This window comes from Plantactinospora sp. B5E13, from assembly GCF_039871775.1.
In the GTDB taxonomy this organism is placed as follows: domain Bacteria; phylum Actinomycetota; class Actinomycetes; order Mycobacteriales; family Micromonosporaceae; genus Plantactinospora.
Genome location: NZ_JBDPLT010000025.1, coordinates 19,090 through 39,027, shown reverse-complemented (window position 1 = coordinate 39,027; position 19,938 = coordinate 19,090). Strand labels below are relative to the sequence as shown.

At 73.2% G+C, this 19,938-nt stretch carries 21 protein-coding genes and 1 tRNA gene; 10 read left to right on the top strand and 12 right to left on the bottom strand.

The window, feature by feature from the left end:
- The first annotated feature begins 97 nt into the window (after nt 1-97).
- Both ABGB05_RS22185 and ABGB05_RS22180 read left to right on the top strand, forming a co-directional pair.
- The gene (locus tag ABGB05_RS22185; protein WP_347655378.1) at nt 98-463 is read left to right on the top strand and encodes a DsbA family protein; all 366 of its coding nucleotides are present in this window, start codon (nt 98-100) and stop codon (nt 461-463) included.
- A gap of 21 nt (nt 464-484) precedes the next feature.
- Complete coding sequence (locus ABGB05_RS22180; RefSeq protein ID WP_347655377.1) at nt 485-1,459, top strand: DMT family transporter; 975 nt, start codon at nt 485-487, stop codon at nt 1,457-1,459.
- Here the strand turns inward: ABGB05_RS22180 and ABGB05_RS22175 are convergent.
- Nucleotides 1,428-2,009 carry a TIGR03086 family metal-binding protein gene (locus tag ABGB05_RS22175; RefSeq protein ID WP_347655376.1) on the bottom strand — a complete coding sequence of 194 codons (582 nt, stop codon included), beginning with the start codon at nt 2,007-2,009 and terminating at the stop codon, nt 1,428-1,430. The genes ABGB05_RS22180 and ABGB05_RS22175 overlap by 32 nt on opposite strands.
- Before the next feature lie 62 nt (nt 2,010-2,071).
- On the opposite strand from ABGB05_RS22175, the gene ABGB05_RS22170 reads away from it, so the two are divergent.
- The gene (locus ABGB05_RS22170; protein WP_347655375.1) at nt 2,072-2,818 is read left to right on the top strand and encodes a helix-turn-helix domain-containing protein; all 747 of its coding nucleotides are present in this window, start codon (nt 2,072-2,074) and stop codon (nt 2,816-2,818) included.
- A 59-nt stretch (nt 2,819-2,877) separates the two neighbouring features.
- Here ABGB05_RS22170 and ABGB05_RS22165 read toward each other — a convergent pair whose 3' ends face one another.
- From ABGB05_RS22165 to ABGB05_RS22135, 7 genes are all read right to left on the bottom strand, one after another.
- On the bottom strand, nt 2,878-3,150 hold the full coding sequence (locus tag ABGB05_RS22165; protein ID WP_347655374.1) for a DUF4190 domain-containing protein: 273 nt from the start codon (nt 3,148-3,150) through the stop codon (nt 2,878-2,880).
- A 99-nt stretch (nt 3,151-3,249) separates the two neighbouring features.
- A complete protein-coding gene (hutH, locus tag ABGB05_RS22160; protein ID WP_347655373.1) occupies nt 3,250-4,803 on the bottom strand; it encodes a histidine ammonia-lyase in 1,554 nt (517 codons plus the stop codon).
- Nucleotides 4,791-5,999, bottom strand: coding sequence for an imidazolonepropionase (hutI, locus tag ABGB05_RS22155; RefSeq protein WP_347655372.1), 1,209 nt, complete (start codon nt 5,997-5,999; stop codon nt 4,791-4,793). Before hutI ends, hutH begins: the two co-directional genes overlap by 13 nt.
- A 73-nt stretch (nt 6,000-6,072) precedes the next feature.
- On the bottom strand, nt 6,073-7,404 hold the full coding sequence (locus ABGB05_RS22150) for a formimidoylglutamate deiminase (RefSeq protein WP_347655371.1): 1,332 nt from the start codon (nt 7,402-7,404) through the stop codon (nt 6,073-6,075).
- Nucleotides 7,401-8,702: an allantoate amidohydrolase gene (locus tag ABGB05_RS22145; protein WP_347655370.1), complete on the bottom strand. Its 1,302-nt coding sequence runs from the start codon at nt 8,700-8,702 to the stop codon at nt 7,401-7,403. The genes ABGB05_RS22150 and ABGB05_RS22145 overlap by 4 nt, the downstream gene beginning before the upstream one ends.
- A gap of 11 nt (nt 8,703-8,713) precedes the next feature.
- Entirely contained in the window at nt 8,714-10,363 is a 1,650-nt protein-coding gene (gene hutU / locus ABGB05_RS22140; RefSeq protein WP_347655369.1) for a urocanate hydratase, read from the bottom strand.
- A gap of 75 nt (nt 10,364-10,438) precedes the next feature.
- Nucleotides 10,439-11,305: a MurR/RpiR family transcriptional regulator gene (locus ABGB05_RS22135; RefSeq protein WP_347655368.1), complete on the bottom strand. Its 867-nt coding sequence runs from the start codon at nt 11,303-11,305 to the stop codon at nt 10,439-10,441.
- Nucleotides 11,306-11,373: 68 nt separating this feature from the next.
- Here ABGB05_RS22135 and ABGB05_RS22130 point away from each other — a divergent pair, with 68 nt between their 5' ends.
- From ABGB05_RS22130 to ABGB05_RS22120, 3 genes are all read left to right on the top strand, one after another.
- Nucleotides 11,374-12,207 carry a class I SAM-dependent methyltransferase gene (locus ABGB05_RS22130; protein ID WP_347655367.1) on the top strand — a complete coding sequence of 278 codons (834 nt, stop codon included), beginning with the start codon at nt 11,374-11,376 and terminating at the stop codon, nt 12,205-12,207.
- A gap of 104 nt (nt 12,208-12,311) precedes the next feature.
- Nucleotides 12,312-13,151 (top strand): MOSC N-terminal beta barrel domain-containing protein, encoded by an 840-nt coding sequence (locus ABGB05_RS22125; RefSeq protein WP_347655366.1) that lies wholly within the window; start codon nt 12,312-12,314, stop codon nt 13,149-13,151.
- Between the two features lie 97 nt (nt 13,152-13,248).
- Nucleotides 13,249-14,334: an expansin EXLX1 family cellulose-binding protein gene (locus ABGB05_RS22120; protein ID WP_347655365.1), complete on the top strand. Its 1,086-nt coding sequence runs from the start codon at nt 13,249-13,251 to the stop codon at nt 14,332-14,334.
- A 31-nt stretch (nt 14,335-14,365) separates the two neighbouring features.
- On the opposite strand, the gene ABGB05_RS22115 is transcribed toward ABGB05_RS22120, so the two are convergent.
- From ABGB05_RS22115 to bcp, 4 genes are all read right to left on the bottom strand, one after another.
- Nucleotides 14,366-14,890, bottom strand: coding sequence for a GNAT family N-acetyltransferase (locus ABGB05_RS22115; RefSeq protein WP_347655364.1), 525 nt, complete (start codon nt 14,888-14,890; stop codon nt 14,366-14,368).
- Between the two features lie 84 nt (nt 14,891-14,974).
- A tRNA-Leu gene (locus ABGB05_RS22110) sits at nt 14,975-15,055 on the bottom strand.
- 87 nt (nt 15,056-15,142) lie between these two features.
- Nucleotides 15,143-16,396, bottom strand: coding sequence for a low temperature requirement protein A (locus ABGB05_RS22105; RefSeq protein ID WP_347655363.1), 1,254 nt, complete (start codon nt 16,394-16,396; stop codon nt 15,143-15,145).
- A 123-nt stretch (nt 16,397-16,519) separates the two neighbouring features.
- Entirely contained in the window at nt 16,520-16,996 is a 477-nt protein-coding gene (bcp, locus tag ABGB05_RS22100) for a thioredoxin-dependent thiol peroxidase (RefSeq protein WP_347655362.1), read from the bottom strand.
- Between the two features lie 137 nt (nt 16,997-17,133).
- Between bcp and ABGB05_RS22095 the strand changes: the two genes are divergently transcribed.
- The 4 genes from ABGB05_RS22095 (at nt 17,134) to ABGB05_RS22080 (ending at nt 19,919) form a co-directional block, all read left to right on the top strand.
- The gene (locus tag ABGB05_RS22095; protein WP_347655361.1) at nt 17,134-17,850 is read left to right on the top strand and encodes an energy-coupling factor ABC transporter permease; all 717 of its coding nucleotides are present in this window, start codon (nt 17,134-17,136) and stop codon (nt 17,848-17,850) included.
- A 65-nt stretch (nt 17,851-17,915) separates the two neighbouring features.
- On the top strand, nt 17,916-18,332 hold the full coding sequence (locus ABGB05_RS22090; RefSeq protein ID WP_347655360.1) for a PDGLE domain-containing protein: 417 nt from the start codon (nt 17,916-17,918) through the stop codon (nt 18,330-18,332).
- 19 nt (nt 18,333-18,351) lie between these two features.
- Nucleotides 18,352-19,122 (top strand): cobalt ECF transporter T component CbiQ, encoded by a 771-nt coding sequence (gene cbiQ / locus ABGB05_RS22085; RefSeq protein ID WP_347655359.1) that lies wholly within the window; start codon nt 18,352-18,354, stop codon nt 19,120-19,122.
- A complete protein-coding gene (locus ABGB05_RS22080; RefSeq protein WP_347655358.1) occupies nt 19,119-19,919 on the top strand; it encodes an ATP-binding cassette domain-containing protein in 801 nt (266 codons plus the stop codon). The genes cbiQ and ABGB05_RS22080 overlap by 4 nt, the downstream gene beginning before the upstream one ends.
- The last annotated feature ends 19 nt before the right edge of the window (nt 19,920-19,938 follow it).

Here is a 19,938-nt window from a genome sequence, read left to right as displayed (position 1 = left end):
GGCCCAACGGAGTTGCCAGGAATTGGCGCTTACGTACAGCCAATGTGCCACCTAGCGTGGCTGGTGACCACCGAGCCACACCGGAAGGACAACGGGGATGACAGCGACTCTCGTCGACATGTGGTTCGACCCGATCTGCCCGTGGGCCTGGATCACCTCGCGCTGGCTGCACGAGGTCGAGCGGGTGCGGGACGTCACGGTGCGGTTCCACGTGATGAGCCTGTCGGTGCTCAACGAGGGCCGGACCGACCTGCCGCAGATCTACCGGGACCTCTTCGACGTCGGCTGGGGACCGGTCCGGATCGCCTTCTTCGGCCCGGTGGTCAGCCCGGCCCCGCGCGGCGAGGCCGCCGGCCGGCTCTGGGACGGCGTGCTGCTGGTCGCCGGCACCGACGGCTTCTTCGAACTGAAGCGGACCCGCGACCGCGACCCGCGGTTCCACCCGGCACCGTCCGCGGCGTGACCCGAGTTCCAGGAGGCGACGATGACCCGACGGGGTTGGCTGCTGTTCGCGCTGATGAGCGTGATCTGGGGGGTGCCGTACCTGTTGATCAAGGTGGCGGTCGAGGACGGTGTCTCCGTACCGGTGCTGGTCTTCGTCCGGACCGCCGTCGGGGCCGCGATACTGCTGCCGCTGGCGCTGCGGGGTCTCCGGGCCGCCCGGCTGCGACGGCACTGGCGACCGCTGGCCGCCTTCGCCGCCCTGGAGATCATCGTGCCGTGGTGGCTGCTCGCCGACGCCGAGCGCCAGATCAGCAGCTCGATGACCGGCCTGCTGATCGCCGCCTCGCCGATCATCGCGGTGCTGGTTGGGCGGTTGGCCGGGGGTGGTGAACGGCTCGGCGGGGCGCGGTGGACCGGACTGGCCGTCGGGCTCGCCGGGGTGACGGTGCTGGCCGCACCCGGGCTGCGCGGCGGGGACGTCCGGTCGATCGTCGAGGTGCTGCTCGCCGCCACCTGCTACTCGATCGCACCGCTGATCCTGGCCCGACGGTTGGCGGACGTCCCGGCGCTGCCGATGACCACCGTCTGCCTCGGCCTGGCCGCCGTGCTGTACGCGGTCCCGGCCGCGCTGACCTGGCCGCAGACCGTTCCCGGTGGCCCGGCGCTGGCCTCCCTCGCCGGCCTCGCAGTGCTCTGTACGGCGCTGGCGTTCCTGGTCTTCTTCGCGCTGATCCGGGAGGCCGGCCCGGCCCGGGCGCTGGTTTTCACGTACGTCAATCCGGCGGTCGCGGTCGTCGCGGGGGTGGTGCTGCTCGACGAGCCGCTCACCGTGGCGGTGGTGGTCGCGTTCACGCTGATCCTCGCCGGCGCGGTCCTGGCCACCGGCCGGGCGAAGGCCACCCCGGAGGGGTCGTCGGTCGGGACGCCGGACGAGTCGTCGGTCGGGTCGTCGGCCAACGGGGACCGGGTCGGGGCCGGGGCGGTCAACGGCGCCAGTTCGGGTCGCGGCCGGTGAGGCCGAGCACCCGGTCCAGGACCGGTGCGGTGTGTGACACCGGCACCTCCGGCCCGAAGACGCCCAGCTGCCGGCCCTGTTCGGCGAAGCCGCCGACCGCCCCGTGCACGTGGTGGAGCAGGTCGTCGTCCCAGCTCCGGTCCTGACCGGTGGCCCGGGCCAGGTCCCAGCCGTGCACCACCAGTTCGGTGACCACCATGCCGCCGACCAGCGCCGCCGGCAGCTCGGTCGGACCGCCCATGTGGGTGGCGCCCTGCCACGCCGCCGGCCGCCCCCAGGCTGACGCGATCCGGTCCAGCAGTGCCGGCAGCGCCGCCGACCAGTCGTCGCCGGTCAGGTCCAACTCACTCTCGGCGGCGGCGGGCGGCGGTACGGTCTCCTTCCGGGCCGCCCCCTCCAGCGACGGACCCCAGAACAGCAGGTGGTTGGCCAGCCGGCGGACGTCGTACCCGTCGCAGGGGGTCGGGTCGTCGAGCTGGTCGGGCTTGATGCAGGTCACGATCCCGATGAGCGTGGCGGCGGCCGGGGCCACCAGTCGTACGTCAGCCATGCCGGTCAGGAAACCACGTGAGCGTGTGGAGGTCTTGAACAAACGCGACATAGCCTGGTCCGGTGGTGATCAGGGACGAACGGGAACTCGCCGGCGCGTGGACCCGGTTCCAGCGGCACACCGTCGCCGCCCCGTCCCCGGACCTGGCCCGGTACGTCGAGCGGTACTGGATGGTCTCCTGGCACTACGAGAAGCCGTACCGGCAGTTGATCGTGCCGTACCCGAACGTGCACCTGACCTTCACCGGCGGCGCGGCGACCGTACGCGGGGTCAGCAGCCGGCACCAGCACCGGGTGTTGGCCGGGGACGGCAGTGTCTTCGGGGTGGTGTTCCGGCCGGGCGGCTTCCGGCCGTTCCTCGGCGCCCCGGTCTCGACCCTCACCGACCGGTCGGTGCCGGCCCGCGCGGTGTTTCCGGCCGAACCGCCGGCACGACCCGACGCGGTCACCGTCGAGCGCTACCTGCGGACCCGGCTTCCGGAACCGGACCCGAGGGCGGCGCAGGCGGCGGCGGTCGTCGCCGACATCGCCGCCACCCCCGGTCTGCACCGGGTGGACATGGTGGCCCGGACGGCCGGCCTGACCGTGCGCGGGCTGCAACGGCTCTTCGCCGAGTACGTCGGGATCGGGCCGAAGTGGGTGATCCGCCGCTACCGGCTGCACGAGGTGACCGAGCGGCTGGCCTCGGGCGGCCCGGTCGACTGGGCCGGCCTCGCCGCCGATCTCGGGTACGCCGACCAGGCACACCTGGTCCGGGACTTCACCAAGATGTTCGGCGAGCCGCCGACCTGGTACGCCGCCCGCTACTGAACCGCCGGCAGACCACGGTGGCGTGTCCCCGGGGAGACACGCCACCGTCACCCGGCGGATCAGGCCGTGGTCTGCGACATCGCGGCGACGAGGACGAGGACGAACCAGAGCGCGCCGAGCACGGTGAAGACGACGCCCAGCCAGAACCCCGCCTTGGCGAGCCCCTCGCCCTGCTCACCGGTCTGCCGGATCTGCTTCTTGGCGACGGCGCCGAACACGATGCCCAGTGGGGCGAAGATGAAGGCGAACACCAGCGAGAGGATCGCCATCACGTTCGTGCCGCGAACCTGACCGACCTGCCCGCCCGTACCGCCGGTTGCCTCGGTTGACATCTCTCCTCCTCGGGGTGACTGTGTGGCGGGGAGTTACCCAGGCCGATGCGCCGACCAACAACCGTCCGATGTGTTTTCGGGGGGTTCCGGCCAGGCCGTTCAGCCCAGCGGACCGACCTCGGCCTCGATCGCGGCCCGCAGCCGCGGCCCGGCGACCACGGCGCGGGCCGCCTCCATCGCCGGGGCGAGGAAGATGTCCGGCCCCGGCTCGCCGACGAATCCGCGTACCGCCGCCAGCGCGGCCCGACCGGCCGGCGACGGGGTGAGCGGGGCCCGCAACTGCAGCCCGCGTACGCCGGCGATCAGCTCGACCGCGAGCAGGCTGGTCAGGTTCTCCAGCACGGTCCGCAGCTTCTTCGTCGCCGCCCAGCCCATCGAGACGTGGTCCTCCTGCATGCCGCTGGTCGGCAGCGAGTCCACCGAGGCCGGCGAGGCGAGCCGACGGTTCTCCGCGACGATCCCGGCCGCGGTGTACTGGGCGATCATCAGCCCGGAGTTGACCCCGGCGTCGGGGGAGAGGAACGCCGGCAGCTCCCGGGACCGGGCCACGTCCAGCAGCCGGTCCACCCGACGCTCGGCGATCGCCCCGACCTCGGCGGCGGCGATCGCCAGGAAGTCGGCGGCGAACCCGAGCGGGGCGCCGTGGAAGTTGCCTGTCGACTCGACCCGACCGTCGGGCAGCACCACCGGGTTGTCCACCACCGACACCAGCTCCCGGGCCGCCACGTCGGTGACAAAACCGAGGGTGTCCCGGGCCGCGCCGGCCACCTGCGGCGCGCACCGCATCGAGTACGCGTCCTGCACCGCGTGCGACAGGTCGTCCCGGTGCGAGTCCATGATCTGCGAGCCCTGCAGCAGCCGGTGGATGTTCGCCGCCGACACCGCCTGACCCGGATGGGGGCGGATGGCGTGCAGCTCCGGCAGGAACGGCCGGTCCGAACCGAGCATCGCCTCGATCGCCAGCGCCGCCGTCACGTCCGCCATCGCGAACAGGTGCCCGGCGTCCGCGATCGCCAGCAGCAGCATGCCGAGCATGCCGTCGGTGCCGTTGACCAGCGCCAGCCCCTCCTTGGCGGCGAGCGTGACCGGGCGCAGCCCGGCCGACCGCAGCGCGTCGGCGGCGTCGAGCCGGCCACCGTCCGGGCCGAGCACCCAGCCCTCGCCGAGCAGCACCAGCGCGCAGTGCGCCAACGGCGCCAGGTCACCGGAGGCGCCGAGCGAGCCGTGTTCCGGCACCCACGGGGTCACGTCGGCGTTGAGCAGGTCGACCAGGGCCTGGACCAGCTCGGGACGTACCCCGGAGTGGCCGAGCGCCAGGGAGCGGATCCGCAGCAGCATCATCGCCCGGACCACCTCGCGGGGCATCGGGGCGCCGACCCCGGCGGCGTGCGAGCGGATCAGCGCGTGCTGCAGCTCGGCCCGACGGTCCGGGGCCACGAAGGTGGTGGCGAGTGCCCCGAACCCGGTCGACACCCCGTACACCGGGCGGCCGGTCTGTTCGATCCGGTCCACGATCGACCGGCTGGTCGCCATCGCGTCCAGGGTGGCGGGATCGAGGGTGACCGTGGCGTTGCCACGGGCCACCGCGATCAGGTCGGCCGGGGTGATCCCGGTGGGGGTGACGGTGACGACGGGTCGGGTCACGGTTGACATGCGGGTACTCCGTTGTGCAGGACCTGGCTGATCAGTGGAACCCCCGGCCGGTAGGCCAGGTGCAGATACGAGGGCGCGTCGAGGATGGTCAGGTCGGCCCGCGCCCCGGGCCGCAGCACCCCGACGTCGTCGCGGCGCAGCGCCCGGGCGCCGCCGGCGGTCGCCGCCCAGACCGCCTCCGCCGGGGTCATCCGCATCTCCCGGACGGCGAGCGCGACACAGAACGGCATCGACGAGGTGTACGACGAGCCGGGGTTGCAGTCCGTCGCCAGCGCCACCGTCACGCCCGCGTCGAGCAGGCGCCGGGCGTCCGGGTACGGCGACCGGGTGGAGAACTCGGCGCCGGGCAGCAGCGTCGCCACCGTGGTGCTGCCCGCCGGCTCGGAGACCCAGGTGATGGAGGTGGCGGCGAGTGCCTCGATGTCGTCGTCGTCGAGGTGGGTGCAGTGGTCCACGCTCGCCGCGCCCAGTTCCACCCCGAGCCGTACCCCCGGGCCGGGGCCGAGCTGGTTGGCGTGCACCCGTACGCCGAGACCGGCGGCCTGCCCGACGGTGAGGATCGCCCGGGCGTGGTCGGCGTCGAAGGCACCCCGCTCACAGAAGACGTCGATCCACTTCGCGTACGGCAGCGCGGCCCGGAGCATCGGCCCGCAGACCAGTCCGACGTAGTCGTCGGGGCGGTCGGCGTACTCGGCCGGGACGACGTGCGCGCCGAGGAACGTCGTCTCGGTGGTGAACTCGGCGGCGATCCGCAGCGACCTGGCCTCGTCGGCGACGGTGAGGCCGTACCCGCTCTTGATCTCGATCGTGGTGGTGCCCTGCCGCAGCGCCTCGGCACGCAGCCGCCCGACGGTGCCGCGCAGGGTGTTGTCGCCGGCCGCCCGGGTGGCGGCGACGGTGGTCCGGATCCCGCCTCCGGTGTACCGTTCGCCGGCCATCCGGGCGTTGAACTCGGCCGCCCGGTCCCCGGCGAAGACCAGGTGGGCGTGGCTGTCGACAAAACCGGGCAGGACGGCGCCGCCGCCGGCGTCGATCCGCCGGTCGGCGGCCGGGGCGTAGCGGGCCGGGCCGAGCCAGGCCACCTGGCCGTCCTCGACCAGCAGTGCCGCCCTGCGCCGGATGCCGAGCGGGCCGCCCTCGCCGGTGCCGGCCACGTTGGTGACCAGTTCGCCGATGTTGTCGATCAGAAGGTTCATGCCACCTCCTCGCTTCGCTCGTCGGCGTCGTGAGCTGGGAGACTGTGCTGACTGATTCGCTCGCTACGCTCGCTCACGCTGTCACCGCCTCGATCGCCGCGGTCAGCGCGGCCGGTACGTCGATCGTCGCGTGCCGGCCGTCCCGGACCACCACCCGACCGTCCACCAGGACGTCGGTCACCTCGGCGGCGGTCGCCGCGAAGAACACGCCGACCGGCGGCACCCCGGCGGTACGCGGACTGTCCAGCCGGACGGTGACCAGGTCGGCACGGGCGCCGACGCTGAGCGCGCCGGCGTCCGACCAGCCCAACGCGGCATGCCCGGCGGCGGACGCGGCGTGCCGCAACTCGGCGGCGGTGAAGTGGCCGCGCGCCCGGGTCGCCAACCGTTCGTCCAACTCCACCGCCCGGGCCTCCTCGAACAGGTCGATCACCGCGTGGCTGTCGCTGCCGAGACTGATCGGGCAGCCGGCGTCGGCCAGGTCGCGGGCCGGGCCGATCCCGTCGGCCAGGTCCCGTTCGGTGGTCGGGCAGAGGCAGACCCCGGTCCGGCTGTCGCCGAGCAGCTTGCGGTCGGCGTCGGTCAGGTGGGTGGCGTGCACCGCCGTCGTGGCCGGGCCGAGCGCGCCCGCGTCGGCCAGCAACCCGGTCGGGGTCCTGCCGTGGTACGCCAGACACGCCTCGTTCTCCGCCGGCTGCTCCGACAGGTGCACGTGCAGCGGCTCGCCGCGCTCGTCCGCCCAGCCGACCACCGTCGGCAGCTGCCCGGCGGGGACCGCCCGGACGGAGTGGACCGCCGCACCGACCCGGACGTGCCGGCCCTCGGGGGTGAACGCGGCGGCCCGCTCCGCCCAGCGGGCCGCGTCTCCGTCGCCGAACCGCCGCTGTGGGCCGGCCAGCGGCTGCCCGTCCACGGTCGCGGTCAGGTAGCAGGTGTCCAGCAGGGTGAGCCGGATCCCGGCCTGGGCGGCGGCCTCGACCAGCGCCGTACCCATCACGTTCGGATCGTGGTAGCGGCCCCCGTCCGGGCGGTGGTGCAGGTAGTGGAACTCGCCGACGCAGGTGATCCCGGCCAGCGCCATCTCGGCGTACGTGGCCCGGGCCAGCGCCAGGTAGCTGTCCGGGTCCAGCCGCCCGGCGACCGCGTACATCGTCTCGCGCCAGCTCCAGAAGTCACCGCGTCCGCCCTGGGCCCGCCCACGCAGCGCCCGGTGGAAGGCGTGCGAGTGGGCGTTGGCCAGCCCGGGCAGGGTCAGCCCGGGCAGTCGGCGGGCGTCCGGCGGGGCCGGTTCGCGCGGGACGATCCGGGTGAACCGGCCGTCGGCGACCTCGATCAGCACGTCCGCGTCCGGCTCCGCCCGGTCCGGCAGCCAGGCGTACTCGGCGTGGAACCGGGCCCGGCTCATCCGGCGACCGGATCGGTCGTGCCGGTGGGGGCGGAGTCGCCGGCCGGGCCGGATTCGCCGGCGAGGTCGGCGAGCAGGTCGGCGAGGTGTCGGATCCCGGCGGCGCAGTCGTCGTCGGTGGCCGCCTCGGCCGGCGAGTGCGACACCCCGGTCGGGTTCCGTACGAAGAGCATCGCGGTCGGCAGGTGCCCGGCGAGGATCCCGGCGTCGTGGCCGGCGGCGGTCGGCAGCACCGGCACCGTGTCGGCGTACACCCGCCGCACCGACGTGCTCAACGCGGCGTCGAACTCGACAAGCGGACTGAGCGACTCCCGGGTCACGGTCAGCGTCGTACCGTCCCGGGCGGCCCGGTCGGCGGCCTTGGCGCGTACCGCCTCGACCAGCGCGTCCAGGGTCTCCACCTCGGCGGCCCGGGCGTCCAGCCAGCCCCGGACCCGGGCCGGTACGGCGTTCGTCGCGTTCGGCTCCACCTCCACCCGGCCGATCGTGGCGTGGGCGCCGCGCAGCCGGGCCTCCTTGTTCGCCGCCAGCACCGTGAAGGCGTACGTCAGCATCGGGTCACGGCGGTCCGTCATCCGGGTGGTGCCGGCGTGGTTCGCCTCGCCGGTGAAGTCCAGCCGCCAGCGGCCGTGTGGCCAGATGCCGCTGGCCACCCCGACCGGGGCGTCGAGGTCGACAAGCGCCCGGCCCTGCTCGATGTGCAGCTCGACGAACGCGTCGACCCGGGCGAGGAGTTCGGGGCGTTTCCCGACCGGTCGGTCACCGAGCGCCTCGGCGAGGCTGACCCCGTCCCGGTCGGTCAACGTCGCCGCCCGGTCCGGGTCGAGCGCGCCGGTCAGCAGCCGCGAGCCGAGGCAGGGTACGCCGAACCGGGAGCCCTCCTCCTCGGCGAAGACCACCACGCCGACCGGGCGGCGGAACCCGGGTCCCCGCCGCAGCACCGCCCGGACGGCGAGCAGGGCGCTGACGATGCCGAGCGGTCCGTCGTAGCCGCCGCCGTACGGGACGGAGTCGAAGTGGCTGCCGAGCAGGACGGCGTGACCCTGGTCCGGCGGCGGCCCGTACCAGGCGATCAGGTTGCCGTTGCCGTCCTCGGTGACGGTGTGCGCGCCGAAGGCGACGGCGGTGGACCGGAACCACTGCTCCAGGTGACGTACCGGCCCGGTGAAGCCGTACCGGAGGTAGCCGCCGGTGCCCGGGTCACGGCCGATCGGCGCGAGCTCGTCCCAGAGCTGGCGGAACTGGCCCGCGTCCGGGGGGTCGGGAAGGAGTCCTTCCCCAACGGAATCCGCGAACAAGGCGCCCTTCCTCACACTTCGGCCATCGGGATGCGGAGGTCGCCTCGGCGGGCGGCCTCGACCGCCTCCGGGTAGCCGGCGTCGACGTGCCGGAGCACGCCGGTCGCCGGGTCGTTGCTCAGCACCCGTTCGATCTTCTGGCCGGCGAGCGGGGTGCCGTCGGCGACGGTGACCTGGCCGGCGTGGATGGAGCGGCCGATGCCGACCCCGCCGCCGTGGTGGATGCTGACCCAGGAGGCGCCGCTGGCCGTGTTGACCAGGGCGTTCAGCAGCGGCCAGTCGGCGATGGCGTCGGAGCCGTCGGCCATCGCCTCGGTTTCCCGGTAGGGGGAGGCGACCGAGCCGGAGTCCAGGTGGTCGCGGCCGATGACGACCGGGGCGGCCAGTTCGCCGCTGGCGACCATGTCGTTGAAGCGGACGCCGGCCAGGTGCCGTTCGCCGTGGCCGAGCCAGCAGATCCGGGCCGGCAGGCCCTGGAAGGCGACCCGTTCGCCGGCCAGCCGGATCCATCGGGCCAGCGACTCGTTCTCCGGGAAGAGGTCCAGGATCGCCCGGTCGGTGGCGGCGATGTCGGCCGGGTCGCCGCTCAGCGCCGCCCACCGGAACGGGCCCCTGCCCTCGCTGAACAGCGGCCGGATGTACGCCGGTACGAAGCCCGGGAAGGCGAACGCCCGGTCGTAGCCGCCGAGCTGCGCCTCGCCCCGGATCGAGTTGCCGTAGTCGAAGACCTCGGCGCCGTTGTCCTGGAAGCCGACCATCGCGGCGACGTGGGCGACCATCGAGGCCCGGGCCCGCTCGGTGTACTCGGCCGGCTTGCTGCGGGCCAGGTCGGCGGCGTCGGCCAGGTCGACCCCGTCCGGGACGTACGACAGCGGGTCGTGGGCACTGGTCTGGTCGGTGACGATGTCGATCTCGACGCCCCGGCGGAGCAGCTCGGGAAAGACGGTGGCGGCGTTGCCGACCACGCCGACCGAGAGCGCCCGGCGCTCCCGCTTCGCGGCCAGGGCCGTCTCGACCGCTTCGTCGAGCGAGTCGGCGACGGTGTCCAGGTAGCGGGTGGCGACCCGGCGGGCCAGCCGTTCCGGGTCGACGTCGACGATCAGGCAGACCCCGCCGTTCATGGTCACCGCGAGCGGCTGCGCCCCGCCCATGCCGCCGCAGCCGGCGGTCAGGGTCAGGGTGCCGGCCAGCGAACCGCCGAACCTCTTGGCGGCGACGGCGGCGAAGGTCTCGTACGTGCCCTGCAGGATGCCCTGGGTGCCGATGTAGATCCACGAGCCGGCGGTCATCTGGCCGTACATGGTGAGGCCGAGCTGCTCGAGGCGGCGGAACTCGGGCCAGGTCGCCCAGTCGCCGACCAGGTTGGAGTTGGCGATCAGCACCCGGGGCGCCCACTCGTGGGTCCGCAGCACCCCGACCGGCCGGCCCGACTGGACCAGCATGGTCTCGTCGTCGGCGAGCGTGGTCAGGGTCCGGACCAGGGCCTGGTACGACGGCCAGTCCCGGGCCGCCCGGCCGGTTCCGCCGTACACGACGAGGTCGTCGGGGCGCTCGGCGACCTCGGGGTCGAGGTTGTTCATGAGCATCCGCAGCGCGGCCTCCTGCGGCCACCCGGCGGCGGTCCGGGTGGTGCCACGGGCTGCGCGGATCGGCTCGGGCATGGAAACTCCGTTCTGTGGTGGTGGTTCGGCGGTGGCGGTCGGCCCCGGTGCTGTCCGACGGATCGGCGGGCGGCGCTACCCGACGAAGAGCTGTCGGCGGGCGGCGGACTGTTCGAATTCCTCCAGTCGGCGCTGGGCGTCGGCCGGCGCGGCGTCGCAGAGCGCCTGCAGCAGCACCATCGACATCGCCATCGGCGCGGTGTGCAGGTCGAAGACGAGTTGGGCGCCGACCGCGGCCGGCAGCACGATGTGGGCGTGTTCGGCGGCCGGGCTGACCGCCGAGTCGGTGATCACCACGACCGACATGCCCATCGCCCGGGCCTCGGCGAGGGCGTCCAGCACCTCGCGGGGATAGCGGGGGAGGACGATCGCGAGTACGGCGGAGGCGCCGGCCGTACGGGCCTGTTCGAGCCGGTCGGTCAGCAGGCTGCCGCCGGAGTCCAGGACCCGTACGTCGGGGTGCACCTTCGCCGCGAAGTAGGCGAAGTACGCGGCCAGCGGGGCGGCGGCGCGCAGTCCGAGGACGACGAGTGGCCGGCTGTTGGCGAGCAGGGTGCCGGCGGTGGTCACCCCGTCCCGGTCGGCGAGCTGCTCAGCGAGTTTGTCGAGGTTGTGCGCCTCGGCCCGGACCGCCCGCTGCATCTCGTTGCCGACCGGCTTCTCCGGATCGGGTCGGCTGTGCCCGGCGGCGGCGATCTCTCGGAGCCGCCGGCGCAGCGCGGGGTAGCCGTCGTAGCCGAGGGCCATCGCGAACCGGGTCACCGAGGGCTGGCTGACCTTGGCGAGTTCGGCGACCTCGGCGGCGGAGAGGTAGGCCGCGGAGGCGGCGTTCTGGACCAGGCTGTGCGCGATCCGCCGCTGGGTCGGCGTCAACCGGATGCCCTGGAAGAGATCGAGTACGCGGTCCGTGGTCGGCGCCGCGATGACAGCGCTGTCATTCACAACAAGACTGTATGCATAAAATAATTCAGTAGGCAACAGGGCGCCGGGGACGTGATAAAACCATCGGGGTGGATGCTACGAAGCTCCGGCGCGCGATCGCCCGGACCCGGCTCGCCCCCGTCGCGACCTTTCCCAAGCGGTTCCTGCGGGTCGCCCGGCACGACGCCCGGGTGCTCACCGTCTCGGCGAAGTGGCTCTTCACCTCCCGGGAGCACCACAACTACACCTACGACCTGACCAGACTCAGCCGGGAACACCTGGCCTGGTTCGTCAGCGTCACCTGCGACGTGCCGATCAAGCAGGTGCGGGCGTACCTCGACGAGATCGAGCACGACGACACGCTGCGCCAGCACATCCAGCGGGCCACCGCCGCCGCCGACCGCCGTGGTCTGGCCGACCGCCACGTCCGGTACGCCCGCCGGATCGGCTGGTACGCGATCGTCCGGGCCACCCGGCCGAAGCACGTCGTGGAGACCGGCGTCGACAAGGGGCTCGGCACCTGTGTGATCGCCTCGGCCCTGCTCCGCAACGCGGCCGAGGGCGACCCCGGCCGGGTCACCTCGTTGGACATCAACCCGGAGGCCGGCTACCTGGCGAAGGCCGAGCCCTGGTCGACCGTGGTCGACCTGGTGATCGGCGACTCGATCGCCTCGATCAGGGCGCTGGACCGTCCGGTCGACCTCTTCCTGCACGACAGCAACCACAGCACCGGCCACGAACGGCGGGAGTTCCAGACCGTGGAGCCGAAGCTCGCCCCGGGCGCCCGGCTGCTGACCGACAACGTCACGGTCACCAACGTGCTGGCCGAGCACGCCGAGAAGACCGGCCGCCGGTTCCTCGCCTACCGGGAGACCCCCGCCCGGCACTGGTATCCCGGCGACGGCATCGGCCTGGCCTGGTAGCCGGGGCAGAGCCGGCCGAGCGGGTCGGGGACCGGCACCGCGACGGCGGCGGCTCCCCGGAAACCGGCTACTGCCGGTGAGGGCCGGTGTGGCACCGTTGGCGCATGCGATTGGCTTCGGTGCAGACGTACCCGGTCAAGGGGTGTCGCCGGATCGAGCACGACGCGGCGCGGGTCGAGCCGTGGGGCCTGGCCGGTGACCGGCGGTGGATGATCGTGGACGACGAGGGCGTCGGGGTCACCCAGCGCCAACTGCCCACGCTGACCGCCGTACACCCCGAGCCGACGCCGGGCGGGCTCCGCCTCCGTGCCGCCGGCTGGGCCGCGACCGAGGTCGCCGAACCGACCGACGGCGAACCGGTCGAGGTACGGGTCTTCACGAACCAGCCGGCCGCGCCGGGCCGGGTCGCGGACCCGGCGGCGAACGACTGGCTGTCCCGGGTCCTCGACCGGAAGGTACGCCTGGTCTGGCAGGCCGACCCGGTCGGGCGGCCGATCCCGGACAGCGCCGGTGTCGAGTCCGCCGACCGGGTCACCTTCGCCGACGGGTACCCGTTGCTGCTGGCCAACCGGGCCTCGCTGGACGCGGTCAACGAGTGGCTGCTCGAGGCCGGCAGCCCGGAGGGGCCGCTGCCGATGACCCGGTTCCGGCCCAACCTGGTGGTCGGCGGGGCGACGCCGTGGGCCGAGGACGACTGGACCGGCCGGCGGCTGCGGATCGGCCCGGTGGTCTTCCGGGTCGCCAAGCCGTGCGGCCGCTGCCTGGTCACCACCACCGACCAGGAGACCGGGGTACGCGGCCACGAGCCGCTGCGCACCCTCGGCCGGCACCGCAACGTCAACCGGAAGCTGCTCTTCGGGCAGAACCTGGTACCGCTGCTCGACCTTCCCGGCACCGGCGACACGGTCACCGTCGGCGACCCGGTCGAGCTGCTCCCCGACTAACTCGACAACACCTCGGCGGCGGTCACCAACCCGGCCAGCGGCCCGCCGGAGAGGTGGCGTGTTGCGCACGTCGAGGGCACTCCGGCAACATGCCCGGATGATCGACCCGGAGATCCCCGACCACACCCGTCCCAGTTCCGTCCGCGAGCCTGGCGGTGCGCCGGAACCGGCAGCGGCGGCACGACCGGGTGGGGTGGCGGGCCGACGCCGATGGTCGGGTCGGTGGCTCGCCGGCGGCGGGGCGGCCCTGCTCGCCGCGGTCCTCGGCGTTGTCCTGTTCTGGGTCTCCGGCGAGTCCGCCGCCTGCGCCGCCGCCGTCCCGGTCCCCGGCCGGCCCGCCGCCCCGGTCGGCGAACCGGCCGCGCTCGCAGCCCCGCCGGCCGCGCTTGCCGCTCCACCCGTCGCGCTCGCCGCCCCGCCGACCAGCGGCAGGGTCTACAAGGGAAAGGCGTCGCACTACGACGGTGGCAACTCGGGCGGCAACTGTTCCTTCCCCGGCCCGCCGGCCAACCGGCTCTACGCCGCGGTGGGCTCCACCAGGTACGCCGGATCGGCCGCCTGTGGCAGTTTTCTCGACGTCACCGGCCCGAAGGGCACGGTACGGGTGATGGTGCTGGACCGCTGCGCCGGCTGTACCGGCAACAAGATCGACCTGTCCAAGCAGGCGTTCAAGAAGATCGCCGACCTTTCCCAGGGCATCGTGTCGGTGTCCTACCGGCTCGTGGTGGACCCGCCGGTCTCCGGTCCGCTCACCTTCCGGGTCAAGGGCGGCGCCTCGCAGTACTGGTTCGCCGTGCAGGTGGGCAACCACGGCAACCCGCTGAAGTCGGTGGCCGTACGCCGGGCCGGTGCCGGGTGGCGGAACGCGAAGCGGCAGCCCGACAACTACTGGGTGATCGACGGCGGGCTCGGCAAGGGGCCGTACGAGATCCGGGTCACCGACGTGCACGGTAACCAGGCGGTGGCCACCGGCATCACGCTCGAGCCCCGAAAGCAGCAGCGCAGCCGCGTCCGGCTGTACGGCGACGGTACCGGCCCCACCCCGACCCCGTCGGCCTCCGCCAGCGCCGGCCCCGGCACAGCCGGGTCACCGACCCCGCCGACGCCGAACACCCCGGCACCGGGAACCGCCACCGCACCCGTGGTCGGTGCCGCGGCGGGCGGCGGTGCGCCCTGCCGGTAGCGGCCGGGTTCGCCCCCGGCGGACCGGCGACTCAGCGGCCGAGCGGCAGCCACATCAGGATCTCGTCGCGGTCGTCGTCGGGGCCGAGCCGGAGCGCGCCGGGGAGTCGGCCGACCTCCTGGTAGCCGAGCCGCTGGTAGAACTTCTCGATGCCGGTACCGCCGCGTACGGTCAGGTGCAGTGCCGCCCAGCCGAGTTCCCGGGCGACCTGTTCGGCGTGTCGCATCAGCGCGGCGCCGTGGCCGTACCCCTGCCGGTCGGGGTGCACCATCACCCGCTTGAGCACACCCCAGTGTGCCTTGAGCCGGAAGCGGTTGTCGGTGAGGAAGAGCATCGCGACCGGCCGCCCGTCCTCCTCGTACCCGACCAACAGCCGGTCCGGGCCGTTCCCCGCCTCCGCGAGGGTGGTGAGCGCGAGCGGACGTACGTCGTCCTCGGTGACCGGGCCGACGAAGCCGACGGCGCCGCCGGCGTTGGTCACCGCGGTCCAGAGCGTGACGATCTGGTCACGGAGTTCGGCGGTGAGGGGAGGATCGACCACGAAGCGGATGCCCACCCGGCTGATCCTCGTCGGTGTCGACCCGTCCGCCGATCCGGCCGGCATCGTCGTGACGGCGCTAACAGGCGCCGACGTGTTCGGTGCGGGAGAGGGGAGTCGAACCCCTACGCCCGAAGGCACAGGAACCTAAATCCTGCGTGGCTGCCATTACACCACTCCCGCTCGGACGTGAGTCTAGACCGACAACGCGCACCCGTTGGCAACCCGCCCGAGTCACCGGTTCCGGCCGGCTCCCGGCCCCGCCGGCAGCTACGGCGTCTCGGGCTGCGCGGACGTCGGGTGGCCGGTGTTGCCGGTGCCGGACCGGGCCAGCTGCGCGTTCACCGTGATCGAGTAACCGATCATGATCGCGGTGGTCAGGGCCAGCGTCACGGCCGGGACGACCGACCCGGCGGCGACCCCGGCGACCAGCACGACCCCGAGTGCGGTGGCCACCGCCCGGGCCCGGGGCACCGCACCGAGGAGGAACCACTGCAGGACGACCCCGGTGAGCATCCAGATCACGAGTGACCCGGCCAGGACCGCACGCAGGATGCCGGGCAGTCGCCCGGCATCCTGCGTGATCTGCGCCACGACCTGACCCGACGTCCAGCCGAGGAAGAGGACCGCGATCCCGGCCGGTACGTGGATGAGGCCGTAGACCTGACCGCTGCCGAGCCGGCGTCGGATGGGCAGACCGGCGGCCAGGAAACTGGTGTAGGTCCACCAGAAACAGACCGACACCACGAAGGCGGCCGCTGCCGCGAGCAGTGCCCGGACCGGCGGGTCGGGCAGCGGCACCCGACCGAGCACGGTGGTCAGCATGGCGCCGAGCAGAATGATCAGGAGTTGCCCGATCCGTTCGGGCAGGTGCCCGGCGTGCACCGGACTACGGGCCAGCCAGCGTCGGCCCAGCCACAGGGCGGCGAGCTCGCCGACCAGCCCGGTGATCCACAGCACCGGGCGGACCGCCGGGTCGACCGCGAGCGAGCCGAGCCAGCACAGCCAGCCGAACCCGAAACCGGTCAGGTAGACGCCGGCCACCTGACGGGATCCGGGCCGGCTGGCGAGCACCCGCAGGTACATCAGCAGCAGCATGGCCCGCACAGCCAGGTAACCGAGCGGAAAGAGCAGCCCGTCGGGTACGTCGTGGGCACCGAGGCCGAGCACGCCCACCCCGGCCGCCGCCGTCAGGACGAGGATCCGGTGTGGTGTGTCGTCCGGGTCGAAGCGGTTGTCGTAGAAGGCCTGGGTGTACCAGATCCACTCGGCGAGCAGGAAGATCGCGAACGTGCTGGCGAGCCGGTTCAGGGACGGCTCGGCGGGGTCGCCGAGCCGGGCCGCGACCGAGGTGAGCAGCAGCGCGAAGACCAGGTCGAAGAAGAGTTCGAGCCAGGTCGCGTGCCGTTCCCCGCCCTGCCCGGCCGGGCCCTCGGTCGCTATCCGGAGCAGGTGGGCGATCCCGGACAGCCCGGGGTGACGCCGCTTCCGGGCGGCGCCGGTTCCCGCGTCGTCTTCGGCCACCACCGACCATCATCCGATCGGCGGGTACCGGCCGGGGCCTGATCGCGGGAAGCCCCGGCCTCGGCTGGCCTTCCTCGGTCCGGCCCCGGGCCGACTTCCTCAGGTCGGCTTTTCGGGGTCGGCTCAGTCCAGGCCCAGGTCGCGGCGGAGCTTCGCGACGTGGCCGGTGGCCTTGACGTTGTAGAGCGCCCGCTCGATCCGCCCCTCCTCGTCGATGACAAACGTCGACCGGATCACGCCGGTGACCGTGCGACCGTACGACTGCTTCTCCCCGTACGCCCCGTACGCGGTGAGCACCGCCTTGTCGGCGTCGGACACCAGCGGGAAGGTGATCGCGTCCCGCTCCCGGAACTTCGCCAGCCGCTCCGGCTTGTCCGGGGAGATGCCGACCACCTCGTAGCCGGCGACCTGCAGCGAGGCCAGCGAGTCACGGAAGTCACACGCCTGCTTGGTGCAACCCGGGGTCATCGCGGCCGGGTACGCGTACAGGATCACCTTGCGGCCACGCAGCTCCTTGAGGGTGAGCGTGGTGCCGGTGTCGGTGGGGAGCGCGAAGTCCGGCGCGGTGTCGCCGGCGTCGAGACGGGTTGGCGAGGTCATGGACCCGACCCTAGCGCCAGGTATACCCGAGGTTGCGCTTGGCGTACAGCTCTTGCCAATCCTTGGCAACAACATCGCCTTGCCCATAGGCTGAGCCGGCCGAGTGGGCGGGACCCGCCCTGGCTGGAGGAGGTGGCGTGGAGACCCTGGCGATGCACATCTCGAACGGGATCATCAACGGTCCCGTGGCGGCGGCGTTCGCGGCGTTCGCCCTGGCGGCACTGGCGTTCTGCGTGGCCCGCGGCCGGCAGGACCTGGACGACCGGCTGGCGCCGATGGCCGGTCTGGTCGCCGCGTTCATCTTCGCCGTGCAGATGCTCAACTTTCCGATCTTCACCGGCGCGGTCAGCGGCCACCTGCTCGGCGGCGCGCTTGCCGCGATGCTGGTCGGCCCCTGGGTCGGTGCGCTCTGCGTCGCCGTGGTGCTGATCGTCCAGGCGCTGGTTTTCGGGGACGGCGGCGTCGCCATGCTCGGCCTCAACATCACCAACATGGCGGTCATCGGTACGGCGGTCGGATACCTGCTGATCGCGCTCCTGCTGCGGGTCCTGCCCCGCAACCCCGGCGGACTCGCGGCCACCGCCTTCGTCGCCTCGGTGGTCAGCGTGCTGATCGCCTCGCAGGGCTTCGTCCTGCAGTACTGGCTCGGCGGCACCACCGACGTGGGCAGCAGCCTCGGCGGCCTGGCCGGCACGATGGCCGTCGCCCACCTGCTGATCGGCATCGGCGAGGGCCTGATCACCGCGACCACCGTGGTGACCGTGGCGAAGGTCCGCCCCGACCTGGTGTACGCGCTGCGCGGTCTGCGTACCCCCGCCGCCGCCCCGGTGCCGGCCGCCGGAGGTCTCCGGTGAGCCGCGCGACGACCCCGGCGAACGCAAGCCCCGACACGGTGATCGCGAGCGGCGGAGGAGGACGGATGACCCGGCGGACCGGTGCCTTCATTCTCGGCGGGCTGCTGGTGGCCCTGCTGCTCGCCGGAGTGGTGAGCAACTTCGCCTCCAGCCACCCCGACGGGCTCGACTCGTCGCTGCGGCAGGGCTGCACCTTCGACGCCGACGACAACATCATCGGCGGCAGCTGCCCGGCTCAGGAGACCAGAGACCACGAACTGGCCGACTCGCCGCTGGCCGACTACGGGGTACGCGGAATCGACAACACGTTCCTCTCCACCGGCCTGTCCGGGGTGCTCGGCGTCCTGCTCACCTTCGCCGTCGGCGGCGGGCTGTTCTGGCTGGCCCGCCGGCGTACCGGTGGCGGGGGACCGGTCAGCGACGAGCCGGCGGCCGGACAGCCCGCCGGGTCCGTCCCCGCGCCGGTCGACGGCGCGCGGTAGCCGAAGGAGTTCGCCTCAGATGGGTGCCGGTCACGCGCACGTCCTCTACCGGGACCGGACGTCGCCGGTGCACCGGCTCCCGCCCGAGGTCAAGATCACGGCGATGGTGCTCTTCAGCATCGCCGTGGTCGCCACCCCCCGGGAGGCGTTCTGGGCGTTCGGCGGGTACGCCGTACTGGTCCTGCTGGTCGCCGCGCCGGCCCGGATCGGCCTGCGCTGGCTGCTCAGCCGGGCCCTGATCGAGCTGCCGTTTGTCGTCTTCGCGTTCGCGCTGCCGTTCCTCGGACACGGTGAACGGGTCGTCTGGCTCGGCCTGGAGCTCTCCGTCGACGGGCTGTACGGCGGCTGGAACATCCTGGCCAAGGGCACCCTCGGGGTCCTCGCCTCGCTGCTGCTGGCCGGGACCACCACGATGCGGGACCTGCTCCTCGGGCTGGACCGGTTGCACTGCCCGCAGATCATCACCCAGATCGCCACCTTCATGCTGCGCTACCTCGACGTCCTCGTCGGTGAGGCCCGGCGGATGCGGGTCGCCCGGATCTCCCGGGGCGACGACCCGCGGTTCGTCTGGCAGTTGCGCGGCTTCGCCGTCGGCGTCGGCGCCCTCTTCCTCCGCGCGTTCGAACGCGGCGAGCGGGTCTACCTGGCCATGGTCGCCCGTGGCTACCAGGGCCGGATGCCCGCCGCCTGGCGGACCGCCGGCGCGGCGACGGTACGGCACTGGCTGGTCGCGGCGACGGTGCCGCTCGCCGCGACCGGCATCGCCGCCACCGCCCTGGTGCTGGGATGATCGGGTACGTGGACAGCCTCCCCGCCGCCGACCCGCCCTCCCTCGACGTACGCGGGGTGCACTACAGCTACCCCGACGGACACGTCGCGCTGCGCGGGGTCGACCTGACCGTGCCCCGGGGCGGGCGGCTGGCGCTGCTCGGCCCGAACGGGGCCGGCAAGACCACCCTGGTGCTGCACCTCAACGGGATCCTCTCCGGCGGCGCCGGCACGGTCACCGTCGGCGGGCTCACCGTGGACCGGGACCGGGCCACCCTCGCCGAGATCCGCCGCCGGGTCGGCATCGTCTTCCAGGACCCCGACGACCAACTCTTCCTGCCGACCGTCGCCGAGGACGTGGCGTTCGGCCCGGCGAACCTCGGGCTGCGCGGCGCCGAACTGGAGGCCCGGGTCGTCGAGGCGCTGGACGCGGTCGGCATGACCGAGCACCGGGACCGGGCACCGCAGCACCTGTCGTTCGGGCAGCGCCGCCGGGTGGCGGTGGCGACCGTACTCGCCATGCACCCGGAGATCCTGGTCCTCGACGAACCCTCGTCGAACCTCGACCCGGCCGCCCGGCGGGAACTGGCCGCGATCCTGCGCCGGCTGCCGGTGACTCTGCTGATGGTCACCCACGACCTGCCGTACGCCCTGGAACTCTGTGACCGGTCGGTGATCCTGGACGCCGGACGGATCGTCGCCGACGGGACCACCGTCGACCTGCTCACCGACCAGGAACTGCTCGCCCGGCACCGGCTGGAGCTGCCGTACGGCTTCGACCCGACCCTGGCCGCCCGCCAGCTCGCCGCCCAGGGCTGAGCCGTCAGGCCGGCTTCCG

Bases quoted from the DNA above. Each gene is read 5' to 3' on its own strand.
- ABGB05_RS22185 (WP_347655378.1), top strand. From the start codon at position 98: ATGACAGCGACTCTCGTCGACATGTGGTTCGACCCGATCTGCCCGTGG.
- ABGB05_RS22180 (WP_347655377.1), top strand. From the start codon at position 485: ATGACCCGACGGGGTTGGCTGCTGTTCGCGCTGATGAGCGTGATCTGG.
- ABGB05_RS22175 (WP_347655376.1), bottom strand. From the start codon at position 2,009: ATGGCTGACGTACGACTGGTGGCCCCGGCCGCCGCCACGCTCATCGGG.
- ABGB05_RS22165 (WP_347655374.1), bottom strand. From the start codon at position 3,150: ATGTCAACCGAGGCAACCGGCGGTACGGGCGGGCAGGTCGGTCAGGTT.
- hutH (WP_347655373.1), bottom strand. From the start codon at position 4,803: ATGTCAACCGTGACCCGACCCGTCGTCACCGTCACCCCCACCGGGATC.
- hutI (WP_347655372.1), bottom strand. From the start codon at position 5,999: ATGAACCTTCTGATCGACAACATCGGCGAACTGGTCACCAACGTGGCC.
- ABGB05_RS22150 (WP_347655371.1), bottom strand. From the start codon at position 7,404: ATGAGCCGGGCCCGGTTCCACGCCGAGTACGCCTGGCTGCCGGACCGG.
- hutU (WP_347655369.1), bottom strand. From the start codon at position 10,363: ATGCCCGAGCCGATCCGCGCAGCCCGTGGCACCACCCGGACCGCCGCC.
- ABGB05_RS22125 (WP_347655366.1), top strand. From the start codon at position 12,312: ATGCGATTGGCTTCGGTGCAGACGTACCCGGTCAAGGGGTGTCGCCGG.
- ABGB05_RS22120 (WP_347655365.1), top strand. From the start codon at position 13,249: ATGATCGACCCGGAGATCCCCGACCACACCCGTCCCAGTTCCGTCCGC.
- bcp (WP_347655362.1), bottom strand. From the start codon at position 16,996: ATGACCTCGCCAACCCGTCTCGACGCCGGCGACACCGCGCCGGACTTC.
- ABGB05_RS22090 (WP_347655360.1), top strand. From the start codon at position 17,916: ATGACCCGGCGGACCGGTGCCTTCATTCTCGGCGGGCTGCTGGTGGCC.
- cbiQ (WP_347655359.1), top strand. From the start codon at position 18,352: ATGGGTGCCGGTCACGCGCACGTCCTCTACCGGGACCGGACGTCGCCG.
- ABGB05_RS22080 (WP_347655358.1), top strand. From the start codon at position 19,119: ATGATCGGGTACGTGGACAGCCTCCCCGCCGCCGACCCGCCCTCCCTC.